Annotated in this window: 23 protein-coding genes and 1 tRNA gene; 12 read left to right on the top strand and 12 right to left on the bottom strand. The window is 64.3% G+C overall.

What is annotated here, in order from left to right; all coding sequences use genetic code 11:
• Window positions 1-4 precede the first annotated feature (4 nt).
• Window positions 5-673: a LysE family translocator gene (locus tag NCS03_RS04160; RefSeq protein WP_008350875.1), complete on the top strand. Its 669-nt coding sequence runs from the start codon at window positions 5-7 to the stop codon at window positions 671-673.
• Window positions 674-683: 10 nt separating this feature from the next.
• Here NCS03_RS04160 and NCS03_RS04155 read toward each other — a convergent pair whose 3' ends face one another.
• A complete protein-coding gene (locus tag NCS03_RS04155; protein WP_175981788.1) occupies window positions 684-1649 on the bottom strand; it encodes a threo-3-hydroxy-L-aspartate ammonia-lyase in 966 nt (321 codons plus the stop codon).
• 129 nt (window positions 1650-1778) lie between these two features.
• Window positions 1779-2081 carry a hypothetical protein gene (locus tag NCS03_RS04150; RefSeq protein WP_034471336.1) on the bottom strand — a complete coding sequence of 101 codons (303 nt, stop codon included), beginning with the start codon at window positions 2079-2081 and terminating at the stop codon, window positions 1779-1781.
• Window positions 2082-3419: 1338 nt separating this feature from the next.
• Between NCS03_RS04150 and NCS03_RS04145 the strand changes: the two genes are divergently transcribed.
• The 3 genes from NCS03_RS04145 (at window position 3420) to trmB (ending at window position 4925) form a co-directional block, all read left to right on the top strand.
• Complete coding sequence (locus NCS03_RS04145; RefSeq protein ID WP_008350879.1) at window positions 3420-3980, top strand: YggT family protein; 561 nt, start codon at window positions 3420-3422, stop codon at window positions 3978-3980.
• Between the two features lie 54 nt (window positions 3981-4034).
• Window positions 4035-4109, top strand: a tRNA-Gly gene (locus NCS03_RS04140).
• 75 nt (window positions 4110-4184) lie between these two features.
• Window positions 4185-4925, top strand: coding sequence for a tRNA (guanosine(46)-N7)-methyltransferase TrmB (gene trmB / locus NCS03_RS04135; RefSeq protein WP_008350880.1), 741 nt, complete (start codon window positions 4185-4187; stop codon window positions 4923-4925).
• A gap of 69 nt (window positions 4926-4994) precedes the next feature.
• Here the strand turns inward: trmB and NCS03_RS04130 are convergent, their stop codons facing one another.
• From NCS03_RS04130 to NCS03_RS04120, 3 genes are all read right to left on the bottom strand, one after another.
• The gene (locus NCS03_RS04130) at window positions 4995-5828 is read right to left on the bottom strand and encodes an undecaprenyl-diphosphate phosphatase (protein ID WP_008350881.1); all 834 of its coding nucleotides are present in this window, start codon (window positions 5826-5828) and stop codon (window positions 4995-4997) included.
• A gap of 62 nt (window positions 5829-5890) precedes the next feature.
• The gene (locus NCS03_RS04125; protein WP_250528792.1) at window positions 5891-6484 is read right to left on the bottom strand and encodes a DUF1439 domain-containing protein; all 594 of its coding nucleotides are present in this window, start codon (window positions 6482-6484) and stop codon (window positions 5891-5893) included.
• 72 nt (window positions 6485-6556) lie between these two features.
• Complete coding sequence (locus NCS03_RS04120) at window positions 6557-6844, bottom strand: YkgJ family cysteine cluster protein (RefSeq protein ID WP_250439322.1); 288 nt, start codon at window positions 6842-6844, stop codon at window positions 6557-6559.
• A 148-nt stretch (window positions 6845-6992) separates the two neighbouring features.
• Between NCS03_RS04120 and hemN the strand changes: the two genes are divergently transcribed.
• The 8 genes from hemN (at window position 6993) to NCS03_RS04080 (ending at window position 16437) form a co-directional block, all read left to right on the top strand.
• The gene (gene hemN / locus NCS03_RS04115) at window positions 6993-8375 is read left to right on the top strand and encodes an oxygen-independent coproporphyrinogen III oxidase (RefSeq protein ID WP_250439320.1); all 1383 of its coding nucleotides are present in this window, start codon (window positions 6993-6995) and stop codon (window positions 8373-8375) included.
• A gap of 146 nt (window positions 8376-8521) precedes the next feature.
• Entirely contained in the window at window positions 8522-9901 is a 1380-nt protein-coding gene (locus NCS03_RS04110; protein WP_008350885.1) for an amidase, read from the top strand.
• Between the two features lie 145 nt (window positions 9902-10046).
• Complete coding sequence (locus tag NCS03_RS04105; protein WP_033536679.1) at window positions 10047-10565, top strand: disulfide bond formation protein B; 519 nt, start codon at window positions 10047-10049, stop codon at window positions 10563-10565.
• Window positions 10566-11030: 465 nt separating this feature from the next.
• Window positions 11031-12056, top strand: a complete 1026-nt coding sequence (xdhC, locus tag NCS03_RS04100; RefSeq protein ID WP_008350887.1) for a xanthine dehydrogenase accessory protein XdhC — start codon at window positions 11031-11033, stop codon at window positions 12054-12056.
• Between the two features lie 40 nt (window positions 12057-12096).
• On the top strand, window positions 12097-13119 hold the full coding sequence (locus NCS03_RS04095; protein WP_250528791.1) for an adenosine deaminase: 1023 nt from the start codon (window positions 12097-12099) through the stop codon (window positions 13117-13119).
• A gap of 9 nt (window positions 13120-13128) precedes the next feature.
• Window positions 13129-14499, top strand: a complete 1371-nt coding sequence (locus NCS03_RS04090) for an NCS2 family permease (protein WP_008350890.1) — start codon at window positions 13129-13131, stop codon at window positions 14497-14499.
• Between the two features lie 25 nt (window positions 14500-14524).
• A complete protein-coding gene (gene guaD, locus NCS03_RS04085; RefSeq protein WP_034471346.1) occupies window positions 14525-15853 on the top strand; it encodes a guanine deaminase in 1329 nt (442 codons plus the stop codon).
• A 149-nt stretch (window positions 15854-16002) separates the two neighbouring features.
• Entirely contained in the window at window positions 16003-16437 is a 435-nt protein-coding gene (locus NCS03_RS04080) for a hypothetical protein (protein WP_008350894.1), read from the top strand.
• Here NCS03_RS04080 and NCS03_RS04075 read toward each other — a convergent pair whose 3' ends face one another.
• The 7 genes from NCS03_RS04075 to NCS03_RS04045 are packed head-to-tail and all read right to left on the bottom strand — an operon-like array spanning window position 16438 to window position 23667.
• Window positions 16438-17502 (bottom strand): 2-aminoethylphosphonate aminotransferase, encoded by a 1065-nt coding sequence (locus NCS03_RS04075; RefSeq protein ID WP_250528790.1) that lies wholly within the window; start codon window positions 17500-17502, stop codon window positions 16438-16440. It abuts the gene before it with no gap.
• Window positions 17502-18659 carry a phosphonopyruvate decarboxylase gene (aepY, locus tag NCS03_RS04070; protein ID WP_250528789.1) on the bottom strand — a complete coding sequence of 386 codons (1158 nt, stop codon included), beginning with the start codon at window positions 18657-18659 and terminating at the stop codon, window positions 17502-17504. Before aepY ends, NCS03_RS04075 begins: the two co-directional genes overlap by 1 nt.
• Window positions 18652-20349: a phosphoenolpyruvate mutase gene (gene aepX, locus NCS03_RS04065; RefSeq protein ID WP_008350901.1), complete on the bottom strand. Its 1698-nt coding sequence runs from the start codon at window positions 20347-20349 to the stop codon at window positions 18652-18654. Before aepX ends, aepY begins: the two co-directional genes overlap by 8 nt.
• Window positions 20346-21122 (bottom strand): phosphocholine cytidylyltransferase family protein, encoded by a 777-nt coding sequence (locus tag NCS03_RS04060; RefSeq protein ID WP_008350902.1) that lies wholly within the window; start codon window positions 21120-21122, stop codon window positions 20346-20348. The genes aepX and NCS03_RS04060 overlap by 4 nt, the downstream gene beginning before the upstream one ends.
• 24 nt (window positions 21123-21146) lie before the next feature.
• Window positions 21147-22163: a flippase-like domain-containing protein gene (locus NCS03_RS04055; RefSeq protein WP_008350904.1), complete on the bottom strand. Its 1017-nt coding sequence runs from the start codon at window positions 22161-22163 to the stop codon at window positions 21147-21149.
• Complete coding sequence (locus NCS03_RS04050; protein ID WP_008350907.1) at window positions 22160-22972, bottom strand: HalD/BesD family halogenase; 813 nt, start codon at window positions 22970-22972, stop codon at window positions 22160-22162. The genes NCS03_RS04055 and NCS03_RS04050 overlap by 4 nt, the downstream gene beginning before the upstream one ends.
• The gene (locus NCS03_RS04045) at window positions 22969-23667 is read right to left on the bottom strand and encodes a CDP-alcohol phosphatidyltransferase family protein (protein WP_008350908.1); all 699 of its coding nucleotides are present in this window, start codon (window positions 23665-23667) and stop codon (window positions 22969-22971) included. The genes NCS03_RS04050 and NCS03_RS04045 overlap by 4 nt, the downstream gene beginning before the upstream one ends.
• Window positions 23668-23849: the final 182 nt, after the last annotated feature.

The following is a 23849-nucleotide window of genomic DNA, read 5'->3' as shown; positions in this document are numbered from 1 at the left end:
CAACATGCATTCGTGGTCGTTGCTGTCGGACGGGTTCTTTCTGTCGCTGTCGTTGTGTCTGGATATCGGGATCGCCAACGTCGCGATCATTTCGCTCGCGCTGTCGCACGGATTCAAGCCGGGGATGGTGCTCGGCCTCGGCACGTGCTTCGGCGATCTGTTCTACGCGGCGCTCGCGCTCGCGGGCATGTCCGCGCTCTTGCAGTTCTCCGCCGTGCGCTGGGTCGTGTGGATCGGCGGCGCCGTCGTGCTGCTCTTTCTCACCTGGAAGATGGCGCGTGAAGCGCTCAATCCGGCGTCGGCGCCGCCCGTCGAAGGCGAAGCGGATCTCACCGTGCCGCGCCCGAAGCATTGGCAAAGCTTCGTGCGCGGATGCCTGCTCGCGGTGTCGTCGCCGAGCGCGATATTGTGGTTTGCGGCGGTCGGCGGCGCGCTCATCGCCAAGGCCGGCGCGACGAGTCCCGTCAGCGCGTCGGTGTTTCTGATCGGCTTCTTCTGCGGCGGACTCGGCTGGACGATCTTCATCTGCACGCTAGCGAGCCACGGCCGAAAGCGCGCCGGCACGCAGCTCCTGCGCGCGTGCCACGTGATGTCCGCCGTGCTGTTCGCGTACTTCGCGTACAGCGTGATCGTGAACGGCTACCGCGATCTGATCGTCAACGCAGCGTCGTGACGATCCGCCATCACGCGAGATACTGCGACAGCTTCGGCAAATCGACGTTGCCGCCCGACACGATCACGCCAACGCGCTTGCCTTCGACCGGCACGACCTTCTGCAGCACGGCGGCCGCCGCGAGGCAGCCGGTCGGCTCGACCACCATCTTCATGCGCTGCGCGAAGAAGCGCAGCGTGTCGATCAATTGCGCATCGCTCACGGTGACGATCCGGTCCACGTGACGCTGGATGATCGGAAAGTTGTATTCGCCGACGTGCGTCGAAGCGGCGCCATCGGCGATCGTGCGCGGCACGTCGATATGCACGATTTCGCCGCGAGCGAGCGATTGCTGCGCGTCGTTGCCCGCCTCCGGCTCGACGCCGATCACCTTGCAGTCCGGCGACAACGCCGCCGCCGCGAGCGCGCATCCGCCGATGAGCCCGCCGCCGCCCAGACACACGAACAGATAATCGAGCGGACCGGTTTCCTCGATCAGTTCCTTCGCCGCCGTGCCCTGCCCCGCGATCACATGCGGATGGTCGTAGGGCGGAATCAGCGTCATGCCGCGTTCCTCGGCGAGCTTGCGGCCGATTTCCTCGCGATTTTGCGTGTAGCGGTCGTAGGTGATCACTTCGCCGCCGTAGCCGCGCGTCGCCTCCATCTTCGCGGCGGGCGCGTCTTCCGGCATGACGATCGTCGCGCGGATGCCGGCGAGCTTCGCGGACAGCGCGATCGCCTGCGCATGATTCCCCGACGAGTACGTGATGACGCCCGCTGCGCGCTGGCGGTCGTCGAAATGAGAGAGCGCGTTGTAGGCGCCGCGGAACTTGAACGCGCCCATGCGCTGGAAGTTCTCGCACTTGAAGAAGAGCGACGCGCCCGCGATGGCGTCGGCGGTGCGGGAAGTCAGGACGGGCGTGCGATGGGCGAATCCTTCGATGCGCCGGGCGGCGTCGGCGACGTCATCGAAAGTCGGGGCGGGAAGAGTGGACATCGGCGTGAGAGCGTGAGGTGAGGAGGATCATCATTGTCCCAGTTCCGTCGCAAAAATCCAGAAATCGGCCCGTAAACGCAGAAGGCGATGCATGCATGCATCGCCTTCGGAATAAGCCGTTCGGGCCGATCAGCGGCGCCAGTAGCCCGGTCCGTGACGGTAGTAACCGTGATGCCGGTAATACGGACGGCCGTAGTAGCCATAGCCGCCGTAGCCGCCATAAACCACCGCGGGCGGCGGCGCATACATGACAGGCGGCGGCGCCACATAAACGGGCTGCGGCGGCGCGACATAGACAGGAGCCGGCGGCGCGGCGTACACCGGGTAAGCCGGCACCCCGATACCCACGCCCACCGACACATGCGCCTGCGCTGCACCGACGAATCCCACGCCGAGCGCACCAGCGACCAACAAACCACCGAGCTTTTTCACTTTCGTTCTCCTCGCCGCTACGCATGATGGCCGGTCCAGGCGGCTCACGAGCGACGGTATGAGTCGAATTTATCGAAAAAGCAGATCGGTCGGCGGAGTCATTTGTTGCAAATTGCAAGATGCTTAACGCTGCCAGGAGACCGAAAGCCGGGCGATGGCCGCAAACAGGCTCCGATCGACCGTTCGGCGGACCTGCGCGCGGTGGCTCGACTCGATATACGCCATAAGTTAAAAAACGGCGTAACGTCTATTTACAAAAGAACGGAAAAGCCCCGACGGACAATGCGTCCGCCGGGGCTTCTCATGTAATGCGCGAGATTCTTAAAAGCTCGAAGCGTCGTTCAACCCACTTTGACGTAAGCGAATTCACGCGTGACGTTCGGCGGCACATAAGCCGCGCCGATAACGACGCGAGGCGTCAGGCGCTTTTTCTGATCCCACCAGCGGCGCCGTTGGGCTTGGCTCAAAAATCGCAGATGCTTTCTATAAGAGAAAATGCTCACGGCAACCTCCGAACGTAGCGAATGAAACCTTGATGGGAGAGCCGGCCGCATCCCGCCGCGCCTGCGCTCCCGCTGAAATCGTCTTCTCTTTAGTATCGAGCGCCCTGTTCGTTCCTCAATGTACGCAAAGAAACCAAGCCTTCACGTCGATATGCGATTGATGTGTGTTAAACCACATTCAGCGAAAAGCATGCTTTTTGGCCGGAAAATTCGTCCTGTCCGATTTCTCGCCCACTCATTCGAAGGGAAACAATCCCGCCCAATGAAGCGCTCGGCCCTTTCGCTTTCCGTCTTTATATCCTGCCAGTTTTGCGTGAAATACGCTTTTCGCGATCGTCTCAAAATGGCAACACTAGGGTTTTCCGACACTGGCGTTTCATGCGGATGAGTCTCCTGCGATTAACTTTCGCGTACCTTTCACGCAATCGCCCGACCAATCGCGCGCGGCGCGTGCGACAACGTCCCCAAGCGGCTGCAAAGCCATGTTAAGGTGACGTCCGGCGCCCCATCAGGCAAGCCTGTTGGGCGGGGAGTTCGAATCGCCGAGAACAGAAAAACGCGAAGCTTCGTCTAACGGCGTGCGTGCGACGGGCGCGCAAACGCGCATGATGCGCCGCGCGCCGCGCGCCGCGATGACTTCGACGAGATACTCAGTCCAGAGAACGAACAATGATCAAGGTCAGCATTCAAGATTCGCGCCGCGCGGACGGCCGCCATCCAGACATCACTCGCGGGCGGCTCTGCGCCCGCTAGCGCCTTTCGTCTCCCTTCACCTTTCGCTTAACCCGACCCGGCGCACGTCGCAACACTGCGCACGCATCCTAGAGGACCCGAGATGTTCGGCGATATCGCCCGTTTTCTGCTCAACACCCTTTTCACCCTGTTCGGCGCGGCGCTCCTGCTGCGCGCATGGATCCAGGTCGTGCGGATGCCGCCCTACAACCCCGTGTCGAACGCCGTGATGCAGGCGACCAACTGGCTCGTGCTGCCGCTGCGCAAGATTCTTCCCGGCGGGAAGATCGACTGGGCGAGCATCGTCGCGGCGTTCATCGCCTCGGCTGTCTACGTGACGCTGATGGTCGTGCTCGCGGGCGTCGATCCCACGCTCATGGCGCCGACCCTTCTGCTCGTCGCGTTGCTGACCGTCGTCAAATGGGCGCTGAACCTGATTATCTGGGTGACGATCCTGATGGCGCTCCTGTCGTGGCTCAATCCGCAGTCGCCGGCGATGCCGCTGCTGTATCAGATCACCGCGCCGTTTCTCGATCCGCTGCGGCGCATCCTGCCGCGACTCGGCGGCATCGATCTTTCGCCGATTCTGCTCTTCGTGATCGTGCAGGTGCTGCTGATGGTCGTGACGCGCGTCGCCGTCTCGATGACGCTCTTCGGCATCTGAAACCCGCGCGCAATTGCGCCTCGGGACGCGTTGCGCTTACAATAGCCGGCTCATGCGGGCGTCGTATAATGGCTATTACCGTAGCTTCCCAAGCTACAGACGTGGGTTCGATTCCCATCGCCCGCTCCAGAATCCCAGCGAAAGCCGCCCCAAGTCACGTTTGGGCGGCTTTTTAGTTTCGCGCATCCGTTCCAGCATCGCCTCATGAGCCACGATCCCCAAGACGAAGCCGACGACAACGGCACGCACCCGTCCGACGTCAACGAAAACGCCACGCTGCGGCATCGGCGCATCCGCAGCTTCGTCACGCGCGCGGGGCGCGTATCGCCGGGCCAGCAGCGCGCGATCGACGATCTCGGCCCGCGCTACGTCGTGCCCTACACGCCGCAGCTCGCCGACTGGGACGCGCACTTCGGCCGCCACGCGCCGCGCGTGCTCGAAATCGGTTTCGGCATGGGCGCAACGACGGCGGAAATCGCGGCCGCGCGTCCGGGCGATGACTTCATCGGCGTCGAAGTGCACGAGCCGGGCGTCGGCGCGCTGCTGAAGCTGATCGGCGAGCAAGGGCTCGGCAATATCCGCATCCTTCAGCACGACGCCGTGGAAGTGCTCGAACACATGATCGCGCCCGACAGTCTCGACGGCGTGCACATCTACTTTCCGGATCCGTGGCACAAGGCGCGCCATCACAAGCGCCGCCTGATTCAGCCGAAGTTCGTCGCGCTGCTCGTGTCGCGCATGAAGCCGGGCGGCTATATCCATCTGGCGACCGACTGGCAGAACTATGCCGAGCAGATGCTCGAAGTGCTGTCGGCGGAACCGGCGCTCGAAAACACCGCCGACGGCTACGCGCCGCGCCCCGATTTCCGCCCGGTCACGAAGTTCGAGCGGCGCGGCCTGCGGCTCGGCCACGGCGTCTGGGATCTGATGTTCCGCCGCCGCTGAACGGCATCGCCCAGAAAGGAAAACGCCACGGCAAGCCGTGGCGTTTTCCTTTGCGTGGCGAGAGCGGGATCAGTCGGCCCAGCTCAATCCGCCGCTGTATCCGACGATCAGGATCAGCAAGCCGAAGCCGATGCGATACCACGCGAACGCCGTGAAATCGTGCGACGCGACGTAGCGCAGCAGCCAGCGCACGCAGACGAACGCGCTGACGAAAGCCGCGACGAGCCCGATGACGAACAGCCCGATATCGTTCACGGTCAGCGTGCGCCAGTACTTGGCCATTTCGTAGAGCGTCGCGCCGAAGATGATCGGAATGGCGAGGAAGAACGAGAACTCCGTCGCCACGCGCCGTTCGAGCCCGAACAACATGCCGCCGATGATCGTCGCACCCGAACGCGAGGTGCCCGGAATCAGCGCGAAACATTGCGCGAGGCCGACCTTGAAGGCATCCCCATAGGAAAGATCGTCGACGGAATGCACGCGCGTGATGACGCCCCGCTCGCGCTGGCGCGACTCCGCCCAGAGAATGACGATGCCGCCGACGATCAGCGCGACCGACACCGGCACCGGCGAGAACAGCACCGCCTTGATGTGCTTTTCGAGCAGGAGACCGAGCGCGATGGCCGGAATCGTCGCGATGATGACGTTGAGCGTAAAGCGCCGCGCGTCGGAGCGTGCGGGCAGGCCGGTGACGACGGAGCCGATCTTCGCGCGGTATTCCCAGCAAATCGCGAGAATCGCGCCGAACTGGATGACGACGTCGAAGGTTTTCGATTGCGCGTCGGTGAAATTCAGCAAGCTGCCCGCCACGATCAGATGCCCCGTGCTCGAGACCGGCAGAAATTCGGTCAAGCCCTCCACGACGCCCAGGATGAGCGCCTTCACCATCAATATCCAGTCCATCCGTCAGCCCTTGTTCGCGGTGTAGCCGTAGGTTTTGATGCACATTGCGCAGCGATTTCGATTCACTTCTCGACAATCTGCACACGTATGCCGTTTGTAAGGACTGTGATTGTACCGGGTTCGTAAGACACCCCGGCGAACTGGAGCTCCTCGGGCTTGAAGGTGTGGATCGGATAGCGGTCGAGCAATTGCGCCGCGAGTTGCGCGCCGACCGACGCGATCTGCTGGTTATATTGCGCGGCATCGCCCGTGAACTGCGCATCGTCGACGGACGGCGACACGAGATTGACCGAACGGCTCGGCGCATCGTAGCCGAGCTGCGTCGAGAGCGTGAACGCGCCGATCACGGGATTCGGCATGAACGGCGTCGAAAGTCGCGCATCGACGCGCACGGTCACGCGATTGCGATCCGGCGCCATCCCGACGACGGGATTGCTCAGGACGACGTCGAAAATCTGCGAAGCCGTGCGTTGCAGCGGGAACTTGCGCGCGACGGCGGCTTGCACCTGCTGCGTCGAGAATGTGTAGTGATCCGGAATGAAGGGGAATATCGAGTTCGAGGCCGCGTGGGCCTTCGATGCGAGTGCGAGCGCGGGCAGCGCCATCAGCCCTGCCCGCACGAACCGGCGCCGCAGCGGCGCGACGGGTTCCGTCATGCTTGATCCTCCAGTGTTCTTCTTCGAATCTGCGCCGTCTTCGGCGCGGTCCGCGAATTGGACTGTCGATCGTCACGACAGTTGCGTCGGCTGCGTCGCTGTTTCGAGCCGCTCGATCCACGTCAGCGCATATTCGCGCGTCTCGCCGCACATCTCGTGCGAAGGCTGCAATCCGCCGCAGCACGCCGGCCTGCGCGGATCGCCGAAAATCCTGCAGCGCAGATCGTCGCCCAATTGAACGCAGCGTTCGCCCGCGCGCTTGCCATCCGGCATTCCCGGAATCGGACTCGAGATGGACGGCGCGATGCAACAGGCGCCGCAGCCCTGGCGGCAGGCATGGGGCGAAGAATCGATCGACATGGCGTGACTGAACAGCGCAAAGAGAACCGGCATTTTCTCATGCCTCTTCATTGCGGTTCGTCAAATGCTGCCGTTGGGCTGCGACCTTATCACGCAATGTTCGCGCGCATCGTCCGACTACACTCGGACGTTCCCCCCGAGGTCCGCCATGACTCCCGCCGCCCCGCTCTTTCGCCCCGACCTGCTCGCGCGCTACGACGCGCACGGTCCGCGCTACACGTCCTATCCGACCGCCGTCCAGTTCACCGATTCCTTCGACGCCGCGCACTATCGCGAAGCCGCGAGCCAGTCCAACGCGAACGCCGATCTCTCGCTCTACTTCCACATTCCGTTCTGCGACACCGTCTGCTTCTACTGCGGCTGCAACAAGGTCGCGACGAAGAATCGCGCGCACGCTCGCCCGTACCTCGATCGCATGAAGCGCGAGCTGGCGCTGCAAGCAGCGCTTTTCGATACGTCGCGCCCGGTGACGCAGCTTCACTGGGGCGGCGGCACGCCGACTTTCCTCTCGCACGACGAGATGGCCGAGCTGATGTCCGCAACGCGCGAGCACTTCAATCTCGTTTCCGACGAGCGCGCGGAATATTCGATCGAAGTCGATCCGCGCGAGGCGTCGGCGCAAACCGTCGCGTTGCTGCGCGAACTCGGCTTCAACCGCCTGAGCCTCGGCGTGCAGGACTTCGACGAACGCGTGCAGCGCGCCGTCAATCGCATTCAGCCGCGCGAAATGACCGAAACCGTGCTCGACGCCGCGCGCGCGAACGGTTTCAAGTCGGTGAGCGTCGATCTGATCTATGGCCTGCCGCATCAGAGCGTCGAAAGCTTTTCGCGCACGCTCGACGCGATCGTCGATCTGAAACCGGATCGCGTCTCCGTGTTCGGCTACGCGCACATGCCGGCACTCTTCAAGATGCAGCGGCAGATCGACGAAAGCGCGCTGCCTTCACCGGCCGTGCGTCTCGCGATTCTCGAGCGCGTGATCGGGCGCATGAGCGACGCGGGCTACGTGTACATCGGCATGGATCATTTCGCACTGCCCGGCGACGAGCTCGCGCGCGCCTTCGAAGCCGGCACGCTCCAGCGCAACTTCCAGGGCTACAGCACGCATGCGGATTGCGATCTGATCGGCATCGGCGCGTCGTCGATCGGCAAGATCGGCGATGTCTATGCGCAGAACGCCCGCGAACTCGCCGACTATGCCGCGGCAATCGACGCGGGGCGGCTCGCCATCGCGCGCGGCGTGCGCCTGTCCGCCGACGATGCACTGCGCCGCGACGTCATCATGCGTCTCATGTGCGGCGGCGAGCTGCGCTTCGACGATGTCGCGAACGCGCACGGCATCGAATTCCCCGCCGTTTTCGCCGACGAACTCGCGCGCCTCGCGCCGATGGCCGGCGATGGCCTCATCGATCTCTCGCGCGACGCGATCCGCGTGCTGCCCGCTGGCCGCATGCTGGTGCGCAACGTCGCATCGGTATTCGACCGCTATCTGGGTCAATCGAGTCTGCGGCGCTTCTCGCGCACGATCTGAGCGGTGTTCGATCGGCGTCGGTGGCTTAGAATGACAGCCACCTTGGACGCCCCGGCTTTCGGCTGCGGCGTCCATCCACTCACTGCCGATGCGAAGCGCCGGGCATTGCCGGCTTCTCGCAGACGGCGACGCCACTGCCCGACGCCATGCCGACCACTTCGCCGCAGTTCGCCCCTCTCGCCCAACTCGCCGCCGATCTGAAAAGCGGCCGCACGACGAGCCGCGCGCTCGTCGAGACGGCGCTCGAACGGATCGCCGACCCGGCGGGCCAGGGCTCGACCGTTTTCCTGCATGTCGATGCCGATCACGCACGCGCCGCCGCCGATGCGCACGACGCGCTGCGCCGCGCCGGGACCGTGCTCTCGCCGCTCGCGGGCATTCCTGTGTCGATCAAAGATCTCTTCGATGTCGAAGGCCAGGTGACGCGCGCCGGCTCGAAGGCGCTCGCCGACAACGCGCCCGCCAGCGCCGACGCCGTGACCGTCGCGCGCCTGCGCCGTGCGGGCGCGGTGATCGTCGGGCGCACCAACATGAGCGAGTTCGCGTTCTCGGGCCTCGGGCTCAATCCGCATTACGGCACGCCGCGCTCGCCGTGGCGCGCGAACGTGCCGGGCGACGCGCGCATCGCGGGCGGCTCGTCGTCGGGCGCGGCGGCATCGGTCGCCGATGGCATGGCAGCCGTCGCGCTCGGCACCGACACCGGCGGCTCGATCCGCATTCCGGCCGCGCTGTGCGGCCTCACCGGCTTCAAGCCGACCGCGAGCCGCATCCCGAAGCAAGGCGGCGTGCCGCTGTCGAAAACGCTCGATTCGTTCGGTCCGATCGGCGTGTCGGTCGCATGCTGCGCGCTCGTCGACCGGATTCTCGCGGGGCGCGATCCCGGTGTGCCCGCGACGCGCCCGCTCGAAGGCGTGCGCCTCGGCGTGCTGACGAACTACGTCACCGATGGCGTCGAGGCGAGCGTCGCCAGCGCCGTCGCCGCAGCCGTCAATCATCTCGCGGCGGCCGGCGCGCTCGTGGAAGACGTGCGCTTTGCGCCGCTCGATCGTCTGCCGGAGATCAATCGCTATCCGCTCGTCGCGATCGAAGCGTATGCGTGGCATCGCAAGCTGATGGCCGAGCGCGGCGCCGATTACGATCCGCGCGTGCTGGCGCGCCTGCAACGCGCCGAAGCGGCGAGCGCGGCGGATTACATCGACTTGTGCGAGGCGCGCGCCGCGATGATCGAAGCCGCGCGCACGACGCTCTGGCAACGTTTCGACGCGATTCTCTGCCCGACGGTGCCGGTGCTGCCGCCGCGCATCGCCGATCTCGAATCGGATGACGACGCCTTCACGCGCACCAACGCGCTGATCCTGCGCAATCCGACCGCGTTCAATTTTCTCGATGCCTGCGCGCTCTCGCTCCCCTGCCATCCGCGCGGCGAGGCGCCCGTCGGCCTGATGCTCGCGGGCGCGCCGAACTCCGACGACACGTTGCTGTCGATCGGACGGGCGGTCGAAGCGGTGCTGGAAACGACGCGCTGAACGGGCCGGGAAACTCGGCCAATCGTCGCGGCTGATTTTGCGCACCGGGCGTTCGCGCTAGAATTCCCCGCGATCCCCGCGCAACTCAGGTGCTTCCTTCTCGAATCGTCGCGAAATAATGAACAACTCTTTACATCACTTCACGATGCATCAGGACGACCGGGTGATGCGCCGCGAGCGCCGCCTGCTCGTGCTGCTCGGTTTGGTCAGTCTCGGTCTCGTCGGCGGTGCGCTGTATCTGCAGTTCTTCCATAACGAAGATCCCTGCCCGCTTTGCATCATCCAGCGCTATTTCTTCGTGCTGATCGCGATCTTCGCGTTTCTCGGCGCGGCATTCCGCAACTGGCGCGGCATTGCGCTTTTAGAGACGCTGGTCGCGATTTCGGCGCTCGGCGGTCTCATCACCGCGATTCGCCACGTCTATGTGCAGTCGCATCCCGGCTTCAGTTGCGGCTTCGACGCGCTGCAACCGATCGTCGACGGCCTGCCGCCCGCAAGCTGGCTGCCGCAAGTGTTCAAGGTCGCCGGTCTGTGCGAAACGCCGTATCCGCCGATCCTCGGACTCTCGCTGCCGCAGTGGTCGCTGATCGCGTTCGCGCTGATCTTCGTGCTCGTCGCGGCCAGCCTGCGATTCAAGCGCAAACTGCGCTCGACCGTCCGGTAATGTGTTCCGGGCGGCCGTCCGCGCCGCCCGTCCTTCCCCGCTTCATCGCGCTTTGCGCGCTTTCTCTTTCCCGCATCAGCGCATCCGCATAATCTTGATACGTCTGCCGCAATGTTTTTGGGATATTGCGGTGTTAAGGTCGTGTCTGGATGGCGATCTACGTGCGCGCAGTCCGCTTCGCTCAAAGGCAACCGGTTTTTTTCACGGTAACGCATGAAACGAACGGAAACCGCGTAACGCGCGCCCGGTCCGCAATGTCTTCCTGAATCATGACAACGCAAACCATCCGCTTCCCTTCGGCTCTGCGCCCTATTCCTATGCGCTCGCACGCGTTTGCGTGTGCGCGCTTTTCCCGCTTTTCTCTCGCTGGCCGATGGGATGTCCATCGCCCGGTAAACTAGCGTCTGCGACGACGCAAATCCGCGCAAACCCCGCACAAACCCGATCACTTCCGGAGCTCACTCGATGCAAGTTTGGCTGAACGACCTGCAACACCTGCTCGCGCACGGCGACGCCGTCGTGCTCGTGACGGTCGCGCGTGTCGAAGGCTCCGCGCCGCGCGAGCCGGGCACGAAGATGATCGTCACCCGCGAGGACGCGCGCTACACGATCGGCGGCGGCCATCTGGAATGGAAGGCCATCGAAACCGCACGGCAAGTGCTGAAGGACGGCATGCGCAGCCCGCGCATGCGCAGACTCGAGCGTTTCGCGCTCGGCCCGAGCCTCGGCCAGTGCTGCGGCGGCGCCGTCGTGCTCGCATTCGAGCGGCTCGACGTCGCGGATCTGAACTGGGTGACGACGCTCGGCAAGCGCACCGCGCAAGGTTTATCGACCGTGCGCAGCGTTTCCTTCGCGCCGGATCCCGAGCTTCGCGATGCGGTGATGCTCTCCGATCCCGAACCGGGCGCGACCGACGCCGACTGCCTGCTGTGGGACGGCGCCGGTTTCGACGAGCGCGGCGCGCTTTTGACCGAGACCATCGCACCGAACGACTTTCAGGTCGTGCTGTTCGGCGCGGGCCATGTCGGGGCGGCGCTCGTGCGCGTGCTCGCGACGCTGCCGTGTCACGTGACCTGGGTGGACGAGCGCGATGCGGCATTTCCCGCACCGCAGTTCGTGCCCGATAACGTGACGATCGAGCCGACCGACGCGCCCGACGAAGCTGTCGATAATGCGCCGCCCAACGCGTACTTCATCGTGATGACGCACAACCACACGGTGGATCTCGCGCTGGCCGAATGCATCCTGCGGCGCGGCGACTTTGCGTTCTTCGGCATGATCGGCTCGTTCACGAAGAAGAAGCAGTTCGAGCATCGGCTCGCGGCGCGCGGCATCGACCCGGCGCGCATCGCGCGGATGGTGTGTCCGATCGGCATCGACGGCATCGTCGACAAAGCGCCCGAAGTGATCGCCGTTGCAGCGGCAGCCCAACTGCTGCAGGCGGTCGAAGCCAACGCTTCGAGCCATGCGTCGTCGCAACAGACCGCCTGACCCACAGGCGAACTTGTAGCCCCAAAACTCAAAAGCCCAAATGAATCCCACACTCGCCGACAAGATTGCGCACGCGCCGAAAGCCGAGTTGCATATCCATATCGAAGGGTCGCTAGAGCCGGAACTGATCTTCGCGCTCGCGAAGCGCAATAACGTGAAGCTCGCGTACGACTCGATCGATGCGCTTCGCGCGGCTTACGCGTTCACCGACTTGCAGTCGTTTCTCGACATCTACTATGCGGGCGCGAGCGTGCTGCTCACGGAGCACGATTTCTACGACATGACGATGGCCTACGTCGAACGCGCACTCGCGGATCACGTCGTGCATGCGGAAATCTTCTTCGATCCGCAAACGCACACGGAACGCGGCGTGCCGATCGAAACGGTCGTCGCGGGCATCGACGCCGCGCTCGCGGAAGGCGAGAAGCGCGGCTTGTCGAGCAAGCTGATTCTCTGCTTCCTGCGCCATCTGTCCGAAGACGACGCGCTCGCCACCTTCGACAGCGCGTTGCCGCTGTTCGACAAGTACGCACATCGGCTGATCGGCGTCGGGCTGGATTCGTCGGAACGCGGCCATCCGCCGTCGAAATTCGAGCGTGTGTTCGCGAAAGCGCGCGAACGCGGTCTGAAGCTCGTCGCGCATGCGGGGGAAGAAGGACCGCCGTCGTATGTCTACGAAGCGCTCGATCTGCTGAAAGTGGATCGCGTCGATCACGGCGTGCGCAGCATCGAGGACGCGGCGCTCGTCGCGCGTCTCGCCGATGCGCGCATCGCATTGACGGTGTGCCCGCTCTCGAACATCAAGCTCTGCGTATTCGACGACATGACGAAGCACACGCTGAAGGATCTGCTCGATCAGGGCGTCGCGGTGATGATCAATTCCGACGATCCGGCGTACTTCGGCGGCTACGTCAACGCGAATTACTTCGCGATCGTCGATGCGTTGAAGCTCACCGATCACGAGGTCTACACGCTGCTGAAAAACAGCCTCGAAGCCTCGTTCGTCACCGAAGAAGAACGCGACGCGATGGTCGCGCGCCTGGATCAGCACTGGAAGCAGTAAGCAAGCACGATGGAAACAACCGCAACAACACAACAAGACAGCACCGCGCTCGAACGATTCTTCGGCATTCGCGCGGCCGGCTCGCGCACGAAGACGGAAATCGTCGCGGGCATCACGACGTTCCTCACGGCGATGTACATCATCGTCGTCAATCCGGGCATTTTGTCGGCGGCGGGCGTGCCGTTTCCGGCGGCGCTCACCGCCACGGTCATCGTCAGCTTTCTCGGCAGCTGCGCGATGGGCCTGTATGCGCGCAATCCGGTGCTCGTCGCGCCCGGCATGGGCATGAACGCGCTTTTTGCGTTCGTCATGGTTCACGGCGGCAAGATGCCGTGGCAGACCGCGCTCGGCTGCGTGTTCTGGTCCGGCGTGATCTTCGCGATTCTCGCGGCGTTCAACGCGCGCAAGCTCGTCGTCGATGCGATTCCCGCGAATCTGCGGCACGCGGTCTCGTGCGGCATCGGACTCTTCATCAGCCTGATCGGGCTCGTCAACGCGAAGTTCGTCGTCGGCGATCCGGTGACGATCGTGCATTCGGCGTCGCTCAATCCGGTGGTCGTCACGTTTCTGATCGGCCTCGCCGTCACGACGATTCTCGTCGCGCGCAAGGTCACGGGCGCGCTGATGCTCGGCATCGTGTTCACGACGATCATCGCGATTCCGATCGGCCGCTTCTACGGCGACGGCACCGCGTACTGGCCCGCCGCCATCGCCACGAAAACGCTCGTCAACTGGAACGGCCTCTTCGCCGCGCCGGACTTTTCGGCGCTCGGGCAGCTCGATCTGATGGGCTCGCTGAAGGTCATCTACTGGCCGTTCATCTTCGTGATGCTGTTCACGTCGTTCTTCGACGCGCTGTCCACGTTCATGGCGATTTCGGAAGCCGGCAAGCTCTACGACAAGGACGGCAATCCGCGCAACATCCGCCAGTCGATGATGGTCGACTCCTTCTCCGCGCTCATTTCCGCGCCGCTCGGCACGAGCCCGGCGAACGCGTACATCGAATCGGCGGCGGGCATTTCGGCGGGCGGACGCACGGGTCTCGTCGCGGTCGTCGCCGGATTGTGCTTCCTGCCGTTCCTGTTCCTTTCGCCGCTCCTGTCGCTCGTGCCGGCGATCGCGACCGCGCCCGCGCTCGTGCTCGTCGGCGTGTTCATGATGGAAGCGATCACGAAGATCGAATGGCATCGCTTCGACGAAGCCATTCCCGCGTTCCTCGCGATGATCCTGATCCCGCTGACGTACTCGATCACCGATGGCGTCGCGTACGGCTTTCTCGCGTTCGTCGTGCTGAAGTCGGCGACCGGGCGCGCGCGTGAGATCAAGCCGGCGATGTGGATCATCGCGGCTTTCTCGTTAGTCCTGCTTTCGCAGCTTTGAACATCAGATACGGAGACGTTGCACCATGACTCAGACCGCCTACCGCGCCCAATTGCTGACCTTTCGCGAGGACCCCGCGCATGCCGCCGACGGCGCGGTGTACGAGGCCGATGGCCTCCTCGTCGTCGATGACGGCAAAGTGGTCGCGGCAGGCGCGTATGCGTCGCTGCGCGACACGCTCGCCGCCGACGCGACCGTCCACACGATGCGCGACAAGCTGATCGTGCCGGGTTTCATCGACTCGCACATCCACTATCCGCAGACGGACATGATCGCGTCGCCCGCGCCGGGCCTTTTGCCGTGGCTCAACACGTACACGTTTCCGACCGAGCGCGGCTTCGAGAATCCCGCCGTGGCGCGCGAGACGGCGAGCTTTTTCATCGACGAGCTGCTCGCGTGCGGCACGACGACCGCGCTCGTCTACTGCACGGTTCACAAGCAATCCGCCGATGCGTTCTTCACTGAAAGCGAAGCGCGCGGCACGCGCATGATCGCGGGCAAGGTGCTGATGGACCGCAACTGCCCCGAGTTTCTGCGCGACACGGCGCAATCCGGCTACGACGACAGCGCCGAACTCATCGCGCGCTGGCACGGGCGCGGCCGTCAGCAGTACGCGCTGACGCCGCGTTTCGCGCCGACATCGACGGAAGCCCAACTCGAAGCATGCGGCGTGCTCGCGCAAAAGCACAACGACGTGTTCATCCAGACGCACGTCGCGGAAAACACCGACGAGATCAAATGGGTCGAGAGCCTGTTTCCGGGACATCGCAGCTATCTCGACATTTACGATCACTACGGCTTGCTGCGTCGCCGCGCGGTGTACGGCCACTGCATCCATCTCGACGACAAGGACCGCGCGCGCATGGCGGAAACGGGCTCGGTTGCATCGCACTGCCCGACTTCGAACCTCTTCCTCGGCAGCGGCTTGTTCGATTTCGAGAAAGCTGGCGAGTCAAACATGCCGGTCGCGCTCGCGACGGATGTCGGCGGCGGCACGTCCTTCTCCATGCTTCAGACGATGGGCGCCGCGCACAAGATCGCGCGTCTCACCGGCCATCATCTGACCGCGACGCGCATGTTCTGGCTCGCGACGACAGGCGCCGCGCAAGTGCTCGAACTCGACGACAGGATCGGCACGCTCGCGCCCGGCAGCGAGGCGGATTTCGTCGTGCTCGATCCGAACTCGACGCCGCTGCTCGCGCGCCGGACGTCGCGCACCGAATCACTGGAAGAACTGCTGTTCGCGTTCGCGCTGCTCGGCGACGATCGCGCGGTCTTCGAGACCTACGCGGCCGGCAAGCGCGTGCACGCGCGCGACACGCGCAACACGGCGAAGCTGGAACTGGCGGCCTGACGCGTTCAGGAATCCGCGCAACCGACGCCCTTCCTTCGAAGGGCGTTTTTGTATGTAGCGTCACGCAAGCCGCGACGATCCACTCGACGGAATGAGCACTTTTGTTGCAATCTCGTTAAAGTGCTGGCTGTTACGTTCGCTGCTTCGCCATGATCGCTGCCCGACTCGTTCGCTTTGTTCTGCCGATGACGCTCGCGTCGCTGGCCGCGCTCGCCCACGCGGAAGCGCTCGATGCGCAACTCGATTGCAAGTCGACGCCGCACGCTTTCATCGCGCCGCTGCAAGAAAACAATCTGCTGGAAAAGAAGCCGATGCGCGTCGAGCCGAACTCGATCAACGCGTTCCGCGCGGCGAAAGGCGCGACGCTGACGGCATATGGATTCAAGGTCTACGCGCTGGTGGCGTATCAGAAGGACGATCCGCTCTTCAGGCAGGGCAAGGGCGAGCCGATCGGGGATGCGGCATACGGCGCGGTCGTCTGGGGCGGCGACGCCGAGGTCGAGCAGAAAGTGCGCGCGGCGGGCAGCGACGCGGTCGTGCGCCACGTCGCGCCCTTCATCACGGCGATTTTCTGCAAGCTGTAATCAGCGCAGCAGCGTCACGAACGACGAAATCAGGCGATCCATGTCGTTCGCGTCGAGCGCGCCCATCGTCGAGATGCGGAACAGTTCCTTCGACAGGCCGCCCTGCCCCGCATAAATCACGAAGCCCTTCGCCTTGAGCGCGTCGTGCAGCGTTTCATACGTGACGCCCTTCGGCAGCCGATACGCACGCAACACCACCGACGACTCTTCCGGCGGCAACGCGCTCTCGATGCCGAGCGCAGCCAGCCCCGCGCGCACCTGTTCGGCGAGCTTCGCGTAACGCTGATGCCGCGCGCGCCAGCCGCCTTCTTCCTCGAACTCGCGCAGCGCCTCGACGAGCGCGTAATACGCATGCACCGACGGCGTGAACGGCGTGTTGCGCTCGTCCTGCAGCTTCGCGAGGCGCGCGATGCCGAGGTAATAGTTGCGGCTCGCGGCCTGCGCCAGCGCATCGCGACGCGCGATGACGAACGCCGCGCCCGGCACGCCGTGCAGGCACTTGTTCGCGGTCGCGGCAATCGCGGCGATGCCGCCGCCCGCGAAATCGATCGCTTCGGCGCCGAAGCTGCTCACCGCGTCGAGCAACAGACCGACGCCGCGTTCCTTGCACGCGCGCGAAAGCTCATCGATCGCGTTCAGGCGGCCGGTCGTCGTTTCGTGATGAATGATCGCGACATTGCTGAACTTCTTCGTGTCGAGCAGGCCGACGATCGCGTCGATGTCCGGCGCCTGCATCCACTCGTATTTGACGACCTCGTGATCGATCCCGTACTGCTTCGCGATCTGCGCGATGCGATCGCCATACACGCCGTTTTCCACGACGAGCAGCCGCCCGCCTTCCGGCACGAGCCCGGCGATCATGCTTTCGACCGCTGCCGTGCCCGAACCGGTCATCAGCACGGCGCTCCACACGGCCGGATCGAACGCGTAAGCGGCGACGAGACGCTCGCGCGCTTCGTCCTGCAGATCGAAGAACTCCGGCTCGCGATGGCACAAGTCGGTTTGCAGCAGGCTCTTGCGCACGCGTTCGCTCAGCGTGACAGGGCCCGGATTGAGCAGCAGCATCAACGGCCTCCTATGTGTTGTTGCAGGCGCGCGCGTACATCCTCGGGCGTGATTTTCGGACGAGGCAAGTCGGCGGGCGTGCCGGTTCTGATCGACAGCCGCGCGAAACGCACGCCGCCGACATCCTTCGCTTCGAAGAGACGATCGATCACGCCGATTTCGTCGCCGTCGAGCGCGAGCGCATAGCCGCACGCCGATGCGATCGACGCGAAATCGACTTCGCGCGACACCGTCGCCTGGCCGCCCGTCGATTCGTGCGCGCCGTTGTCGAGCAGCAGGTGAACGAGATTCGACGGGCCGTATGCGCCGAGCGTCGCGAACGCGCCCATCCGCATGAGCGCGGCGCCGTCGCCATCGAGGGCGACGACGGTCAGATCCGGACGCGAAAGCGCGAGGCCGAGCGCCATCGGCGTGACGCAGCCCATCGAGCCGACGAGATAGAGCTGATTCTCGCGGTCGTCGATCGCGTACAGCTCACGTCCGCAAAAACCGGTCGATGCGACCACGACCGTCGCATCCTTCGGCGTCTTCGCGATGACCTTTTGCAGCGCGTCGTGGCGCGTCACGCGCTCGCCTTCGAAGCGCTGCACGCTCGCCGGATTCGCATTGACGCGCACGCCGGACAAGCCGGTTTTCTTCAGCTCGTAAGGCGCGACGCTGCCCTTTTGCATCACGAGCGCGTACGGCCGGCCCGTGCGGTCCATGTAGTCGGTCGCGCGATCGAGCGCCGGGCCGATCTCGCCGGCTTCCGTGGGGAACAGCTCCCACGGGATTTCCATCGTCTCGAGCATCTGCGGCGTGATGGGGCCCATCAGCGCGTGCTGCGGCTCGTCGTGGACGCCCGGCTGGCCGCGCCACGTGACGATCAGCAATTGCGGCAGACGGAAGGTCCACGTGAGCGACGTCAGGGGGCTTACGGCATTGCCGAGACCGGAGTTCTGCATCATCGCGATGCCGCGACGCTTCTTCCCGCCGCCCAACGCGACGCCGGCGATCAGCGCGACCGCGTCGCCTTCGTTCGCCGCCGACACGTAATGCAGCGATTCGTCCTGCAACACGTAGTTGATGAACGGAGTCAGAAACGAGCACGGCACGCCCGCATACCAGTCGAAGCCTCGTTCGCGCGCCGCCTCGACAAACTGGGCGGCCTCAATCACGCGCGTTCTCCGTGCTTTCCGAGCCGATCGGCGTCTGACCGTGCGCGAAATCGCCCGCGCGACGGAAATCGTCGAGATCGTTCACGCCGCGCCAGTGGCCGTGCACGTATTGCACTTCGATTTTCTGGCCATCGGCGATCAGCGCGTTGAGAAGCGCGGCCGTGTCGAGCGTGTCGAAATCGGCGCGTTGCTGCAGCGTGCCGAGCGTTGCGAGCAGGCGTTCGCGCGCAGCGGCGCGCACCTTGACGAGGCCCATCCAGCGGCCTTGCGGCGCGCGTCCATCGGCGATCGTCTGGCCCGCGCCGACCACGCTTTCGAGCCACACTTTCTGGCCGAAGAGCGCGCGGTCGTCAGCGGTCGAGCAGTACGCGAAATCGGTTGCCGCCGCGCCCGCCTGTAGCGTCTGCGACGAATCGACGACCACGCAGAAGTCGCTGTCCGACTCGACCAGATCGCGCAGGATGTAGCTGCGGAACAGCAGGTCGCCGTAGGAAATCACAGTGTCGCCGTTCATGTGCTGGACGGCGCACGCGAGCGACGCAAGTTCGCCCGTGCTTTCGTGCTTCTCGTTGACGACGAGGCGGATGCCGCCCTTCTCGATCGCATCGGCGCGATATCCGCCGACCACGGTGATGTCGTTGATGCTTTCCTTCTTGAACGCCTCGACGAGATGGCGCAGCAGCGGCTTGCCGGCGACCGGCAGCATCACCTTCGGACGCGCTTCGGTCAGCGCTTCGAGGCCCGCGCCGCGGCTCGCGGCGAGCACGATCGCGCTGCGCTTCTCGTTGGCCGCGCTCAGGTAGATGTTCTCGGCGGCGGAATATTCGTCCGCGTCCTGCAGACGGAAAATCTCGTTCACCGACGCGATGCGGTCCTCGACGTTGACGAGCGTCTCGCTGTCGTGGATTTCCTTCGCGATCGCCTGCATCGCCGAAACCGCGCCGCGAATCAGATGATTCGCCCAGATCACGCAGCTGATGCCCGCCTGACGGAACGCATCGGTGGGCGTGCTGTAGTACTTCGTCGGCACGATGACGAGCGGACCGCGCCCCGCCCATTCGCGCGCGAACGTGAGGATTTCGTCGGGCTTCGAGAGCTTGCTGTGGATGAGAATCGCATCCGCGCCCGCCTGGCGATACGCTTCGGCGCGCTTCAACGCCTCTTCCATGCCCCAGCCGGCGATCAGCGCTTCCACGCGCGCGACGATCGAAAAATTCGGATCGCTTTGCGAATCCTTGCCCGCCTTGATCTTGCCGCAGAACTCGTCGATATCCGCGAGCGGCTGCGCTTCGCCGTTGATGAAGCTGTTGGTCTTCGGAAACTGCTTGTCCTCGATGCACACGCCCGCGATGCCGCGTTGCTCGAGCTTGCGCACGAGACGCCGCACGTTGTTGAAGTTGCCGTAGCCGGTATCGCCGTCGAGCAGGATCGGCAGATCGCTTGCGTCGGCCATGAATTCGAGGTTGTCGACGACCTGCGTCCAGCTCGCTTCGTTGTTGTCGCGCACGCCGAATTGCGCGGAGATCGACAGGCCCGAGCCCCAGATCGCCTTGAAGCCGGCTTCCTTCGCGATGCGCGCCGAAATGCCGTTGTGCGCTTCCATCAGGAATTCGAGGCGGTTGCTTTGCAGCATTTCGCGCAGGCGCAGCGTGCGCGAGTAGCCAACCGGGATTTGCGTGGGTGCGTTCATTGTTGCGAGGCTCCTGCAAACTGACGCAGCGCGTTGAGCGACGGCAACACTTCGTCCGCGGCGCGCTTCACGTCGTTCTGAAAATCGATTTCGATCCACGGCGCGCCGGTCACATCGGCGATATCGAACGCGTGGGACTTTTCCAGCAACAGGTCGCGCACCGCTTCTTCGTGCGGCATCTTCGCGCGGCCCGTCGCGACATAATCGGCGCAGATTTCGGCGAGGCGCGTGGCCGTCGCGTGATCGAAGCGGAAGAAGCCGACAGATTCGCCGATCGTGTCGTACTTCAGCCCCGCCGCGACCTGCTTGCGCAGTTCGACCGGCACGCCGTTCTCGACGCACAGCTTCACCGGCTCGTCGCCGGCTTCGAAATCGCGATCGATCAGCAGACGATTCAACGAGCCGCCCGCGACGAGCGGCTCGAAGATGCGTTCGTCGTAGAGCACGTCGGCGTCCATCAGGAGGACGTCGCCGCCGCGCGTCATCGCGTCGCGCGCGGTGTGCACGGACAGCACGCTGCCGAGCGTGAATTCGTCGTTGACGACGATTTCCGTCTTCGGCTTCCAGTCGATCGCCGCAAGCTCCGCCTCGATCTGCTCGCTCTTGAAGCCGGTCACGAAGACGACTTCATCGACGTTCGCGGCTTTCAGAAAGTGCAGATGACGTTCGAGCAACGATGCATCACCAAAGCGCAGCAGACACTTCGGCTTTTGCTGGCCTTCGGGCTGAACGAGGCGCAAGCCCATCCCGGCCGCAAGAATAATTGCGCGCATGCTTGTGTTCCCTTCGTGGGTGGGTCAGTCGATATCCGGCACGCGCGCGAGACGGCGGCGCTGCCAGCCTTTTTCAACGAAATGCAGATAGACGATGCCCGGCACGCCGAGCAGCAGTTCGCGCGCGCGCTTAGCAAGCGACAGCGCGAGCGCCGCTTCCGGCGGCAAGCCGACCAGACGCGCAAGCAGCAGATAGCCGCCTTCCTGCACGCCGAGCGAGCCGGGAATGGCGAAGGCCGCGCCGCGAATCGCCTGGCCGAGACTTTCGAGCAGCAACGCTTCCGCCCAGCCGACCGGATGGCCGAGCAGATGCAGCGCAAGCCACACTTCGCCCGTGCCGACGATCCAGCCGACGAGACTCAGCCCGAAGCTCGCCGCGACCTTGCCGCGCTCGCGATACATCTCGTGGACGGCGGCGTCGACGGCTTCGGCGCGCGTGACGAGCGACGACCAGTCGCGCTTCGCCGAGAACTTCGCGGCGATGCCGGACGCAAAGCGCATCGCGCGGCCGAAGAGACCGCGCCGCTGCGCGAGATAGAAACCGAAGATCATCAGACCGATCACGCCGATCACCGCGAGCACGGCGATCGTGACCGTCGATGACGAGCCGCCCGCCGCATAGCCTGTCAGCAGCACGACGCCGATCAGCGCGAAGATCAGTTGCGCGACGGTCTGCATCGTCGTGCTGACGGTGATGACGGCGGCCGCGTCGCGCGCGCGCATGCCGCGCTGCGCGAGATAGCGGACCATCAGCATCGGCCCGCCGATCTGGCCCGCGGGCATCAGGCTATTGACCGATTCGCCGGCCCAGCGCGCGAGCAAGGCGTCGCGCAGGGACACGTCGCGTTCCTTGCTGGAGAAGAGCACGCTGATCGCGCCGGCATCGACGACGAGCGGCACGAAGTGAAACGCCGCGACCGCGATCAATCCCCAGCCCGCCGCGGCCAGCGTCGATGCAACCGAACCGAAGCCTTGCCAGCCGAGCAGCGCGATGAACAGCACCACGCCGACCGACAGCAGGAATGTGCCCGCGCGGCTCATGCCTGTCCGTTCTTGCCGCCCTTGCGGCGAAAGACCTGCCTGAATCCGAAATACGCGATCGAGTCTTTCATGTTCGAGATGAAGCGCTGAAACGGACGCATGTTCGGGTTCGTCACGTACTCGAACGTGAGCGACACGCGCATCTCGTTTTCGCCGAGCGGCGTGACGCGATGGCGCAGCTTGTCGCCGTCGAAAAACACGAACGCGCCGGGCGGATATTGCACGGAGCCCGGCTGATCGGGAACCGCCGGATTCTTCGTGTGCAGTTCGTAATCGAGCTTGCAGGACGAATCGTCGATCACGCCGAGCAGGAGCGTGTAGCGGCGGCCATCGTAATACGACGTGTCGTAATGCCAGCCGATGTGGTCGCCGGGCTTCGTGTAAAAGTAAAGCGCGTAGGCGTGAGGATCGTCCTCCGGCGAGAGTTGCAGCTTGTCGCCGGTGATCGATTCCAGCCACTTGATGAGCGCTTCCGATCGATACAGGTCGGCGATGAACGGCGCGAGCTTGTCGAGCGTGTGACGGCTCACGCTGCCGCCCGCCTTGTGCCCCGGCAGATAGTTGCGGTTCACGGACGGCATCACGTCGTGCACGGCGGCGATCAGCCGCTCGGTGTAGTCGCGCGGCAGGAAGTCTTCGATATAGAGAAACGAGCCTTGCTGGCCGTACTCGTCGCGCAGCTTCGGCGTCTGCAGCGCGGCGAGGCGCGCGTTCATCGTCGAATCGATATCGCGCTTCGACGGGCGCGCGGTCGTCGCCGTCTGCGCCGGTTGTGTCAGCGTGCTCTCCGGAGTTGCCGTATCGCTCATCTCACCGCCTGGAAATCTTTGTCGTCTTTTGCATGCGTGGCCTGCGCGCGGCGTTTCGTCTGCGCGACGACGCGCTGATAGTCCACCGCCACATAAATGGCGAAGAGCGGCGCGCCGATCGCCGCGGCGATCAGAAACGGCGTCATGCCGTTCAGAATGGTCACGAGCGGAAGCAGATACAGCACGTCTTCCGTTTCGAATCCGGCCAACGACGCCTGTTTCGTGCCCGACTTGCCGATCATCGATTCGATACGCATGCGCAGGAAAAAGATCAGCGCAACCGCCACGCCCGCCATGCCGCCGAGCCATTGCGCGGGCACGATCATCGACGGATGATGAACGGCCACGTAAAACCCGATGCCGAGGAACAGCAGCACGGTCACGAGCGCATCGCACGCGAGATCGTAGAAATGGCCGATCTTGCTCGACTGGCCGCTGATGCGCGCGAGTTCGCCGTCGGTGTGATCGACGAAATTCGACAGCGCGATGAGAAGCGCGCCGAGCGTGCACATCCAGAACTGGCCGAGCGACAGATACCACGCTCCGGCCAAGCCGATGGCGAGGCGCAGCGTGGTCAGATGGTTGGGCGTTACCGGCGTGCCGACGAGCGGCGTGACGAGACGGCGTGCGAGCCGCGCATCCCATGTGGTGGGCTCGGGAACGGCTTCAGGATTGGGCGGACACGATTTTGTCATCCCGGGAATATATCGCTAATTGACCGAAGCTGCATATATTGCGGCCCGGCGCCGCCGCGATATTTCCCTGTTTAGTCAAGGGCGGCGGGCGTGTTTGAAACATTTCCCGAAGCCGTAAAAGGCAATGCTCACTGCGCATGACGGCAAAAAATTCCGATGCCGTTTTCGCGTCGATGCGACGG

The organism is Caballeronia sp. ATUFL_F1_KS4A, from assembly GCF_023630905.1.
Classification (GTDB): domain Bacteria; phylum Pseudomonadota; class Gammaproteobacteria; order Burkholderiales; family Burkholderiaceae; genus Caballeronia; species Caballeronia zhejiangensis.
The sequence above is the reverse complement of the archived record's forward strand: the minus strand, read 5'-3'. Positions and strand labels throughout refer to the sequence as shown.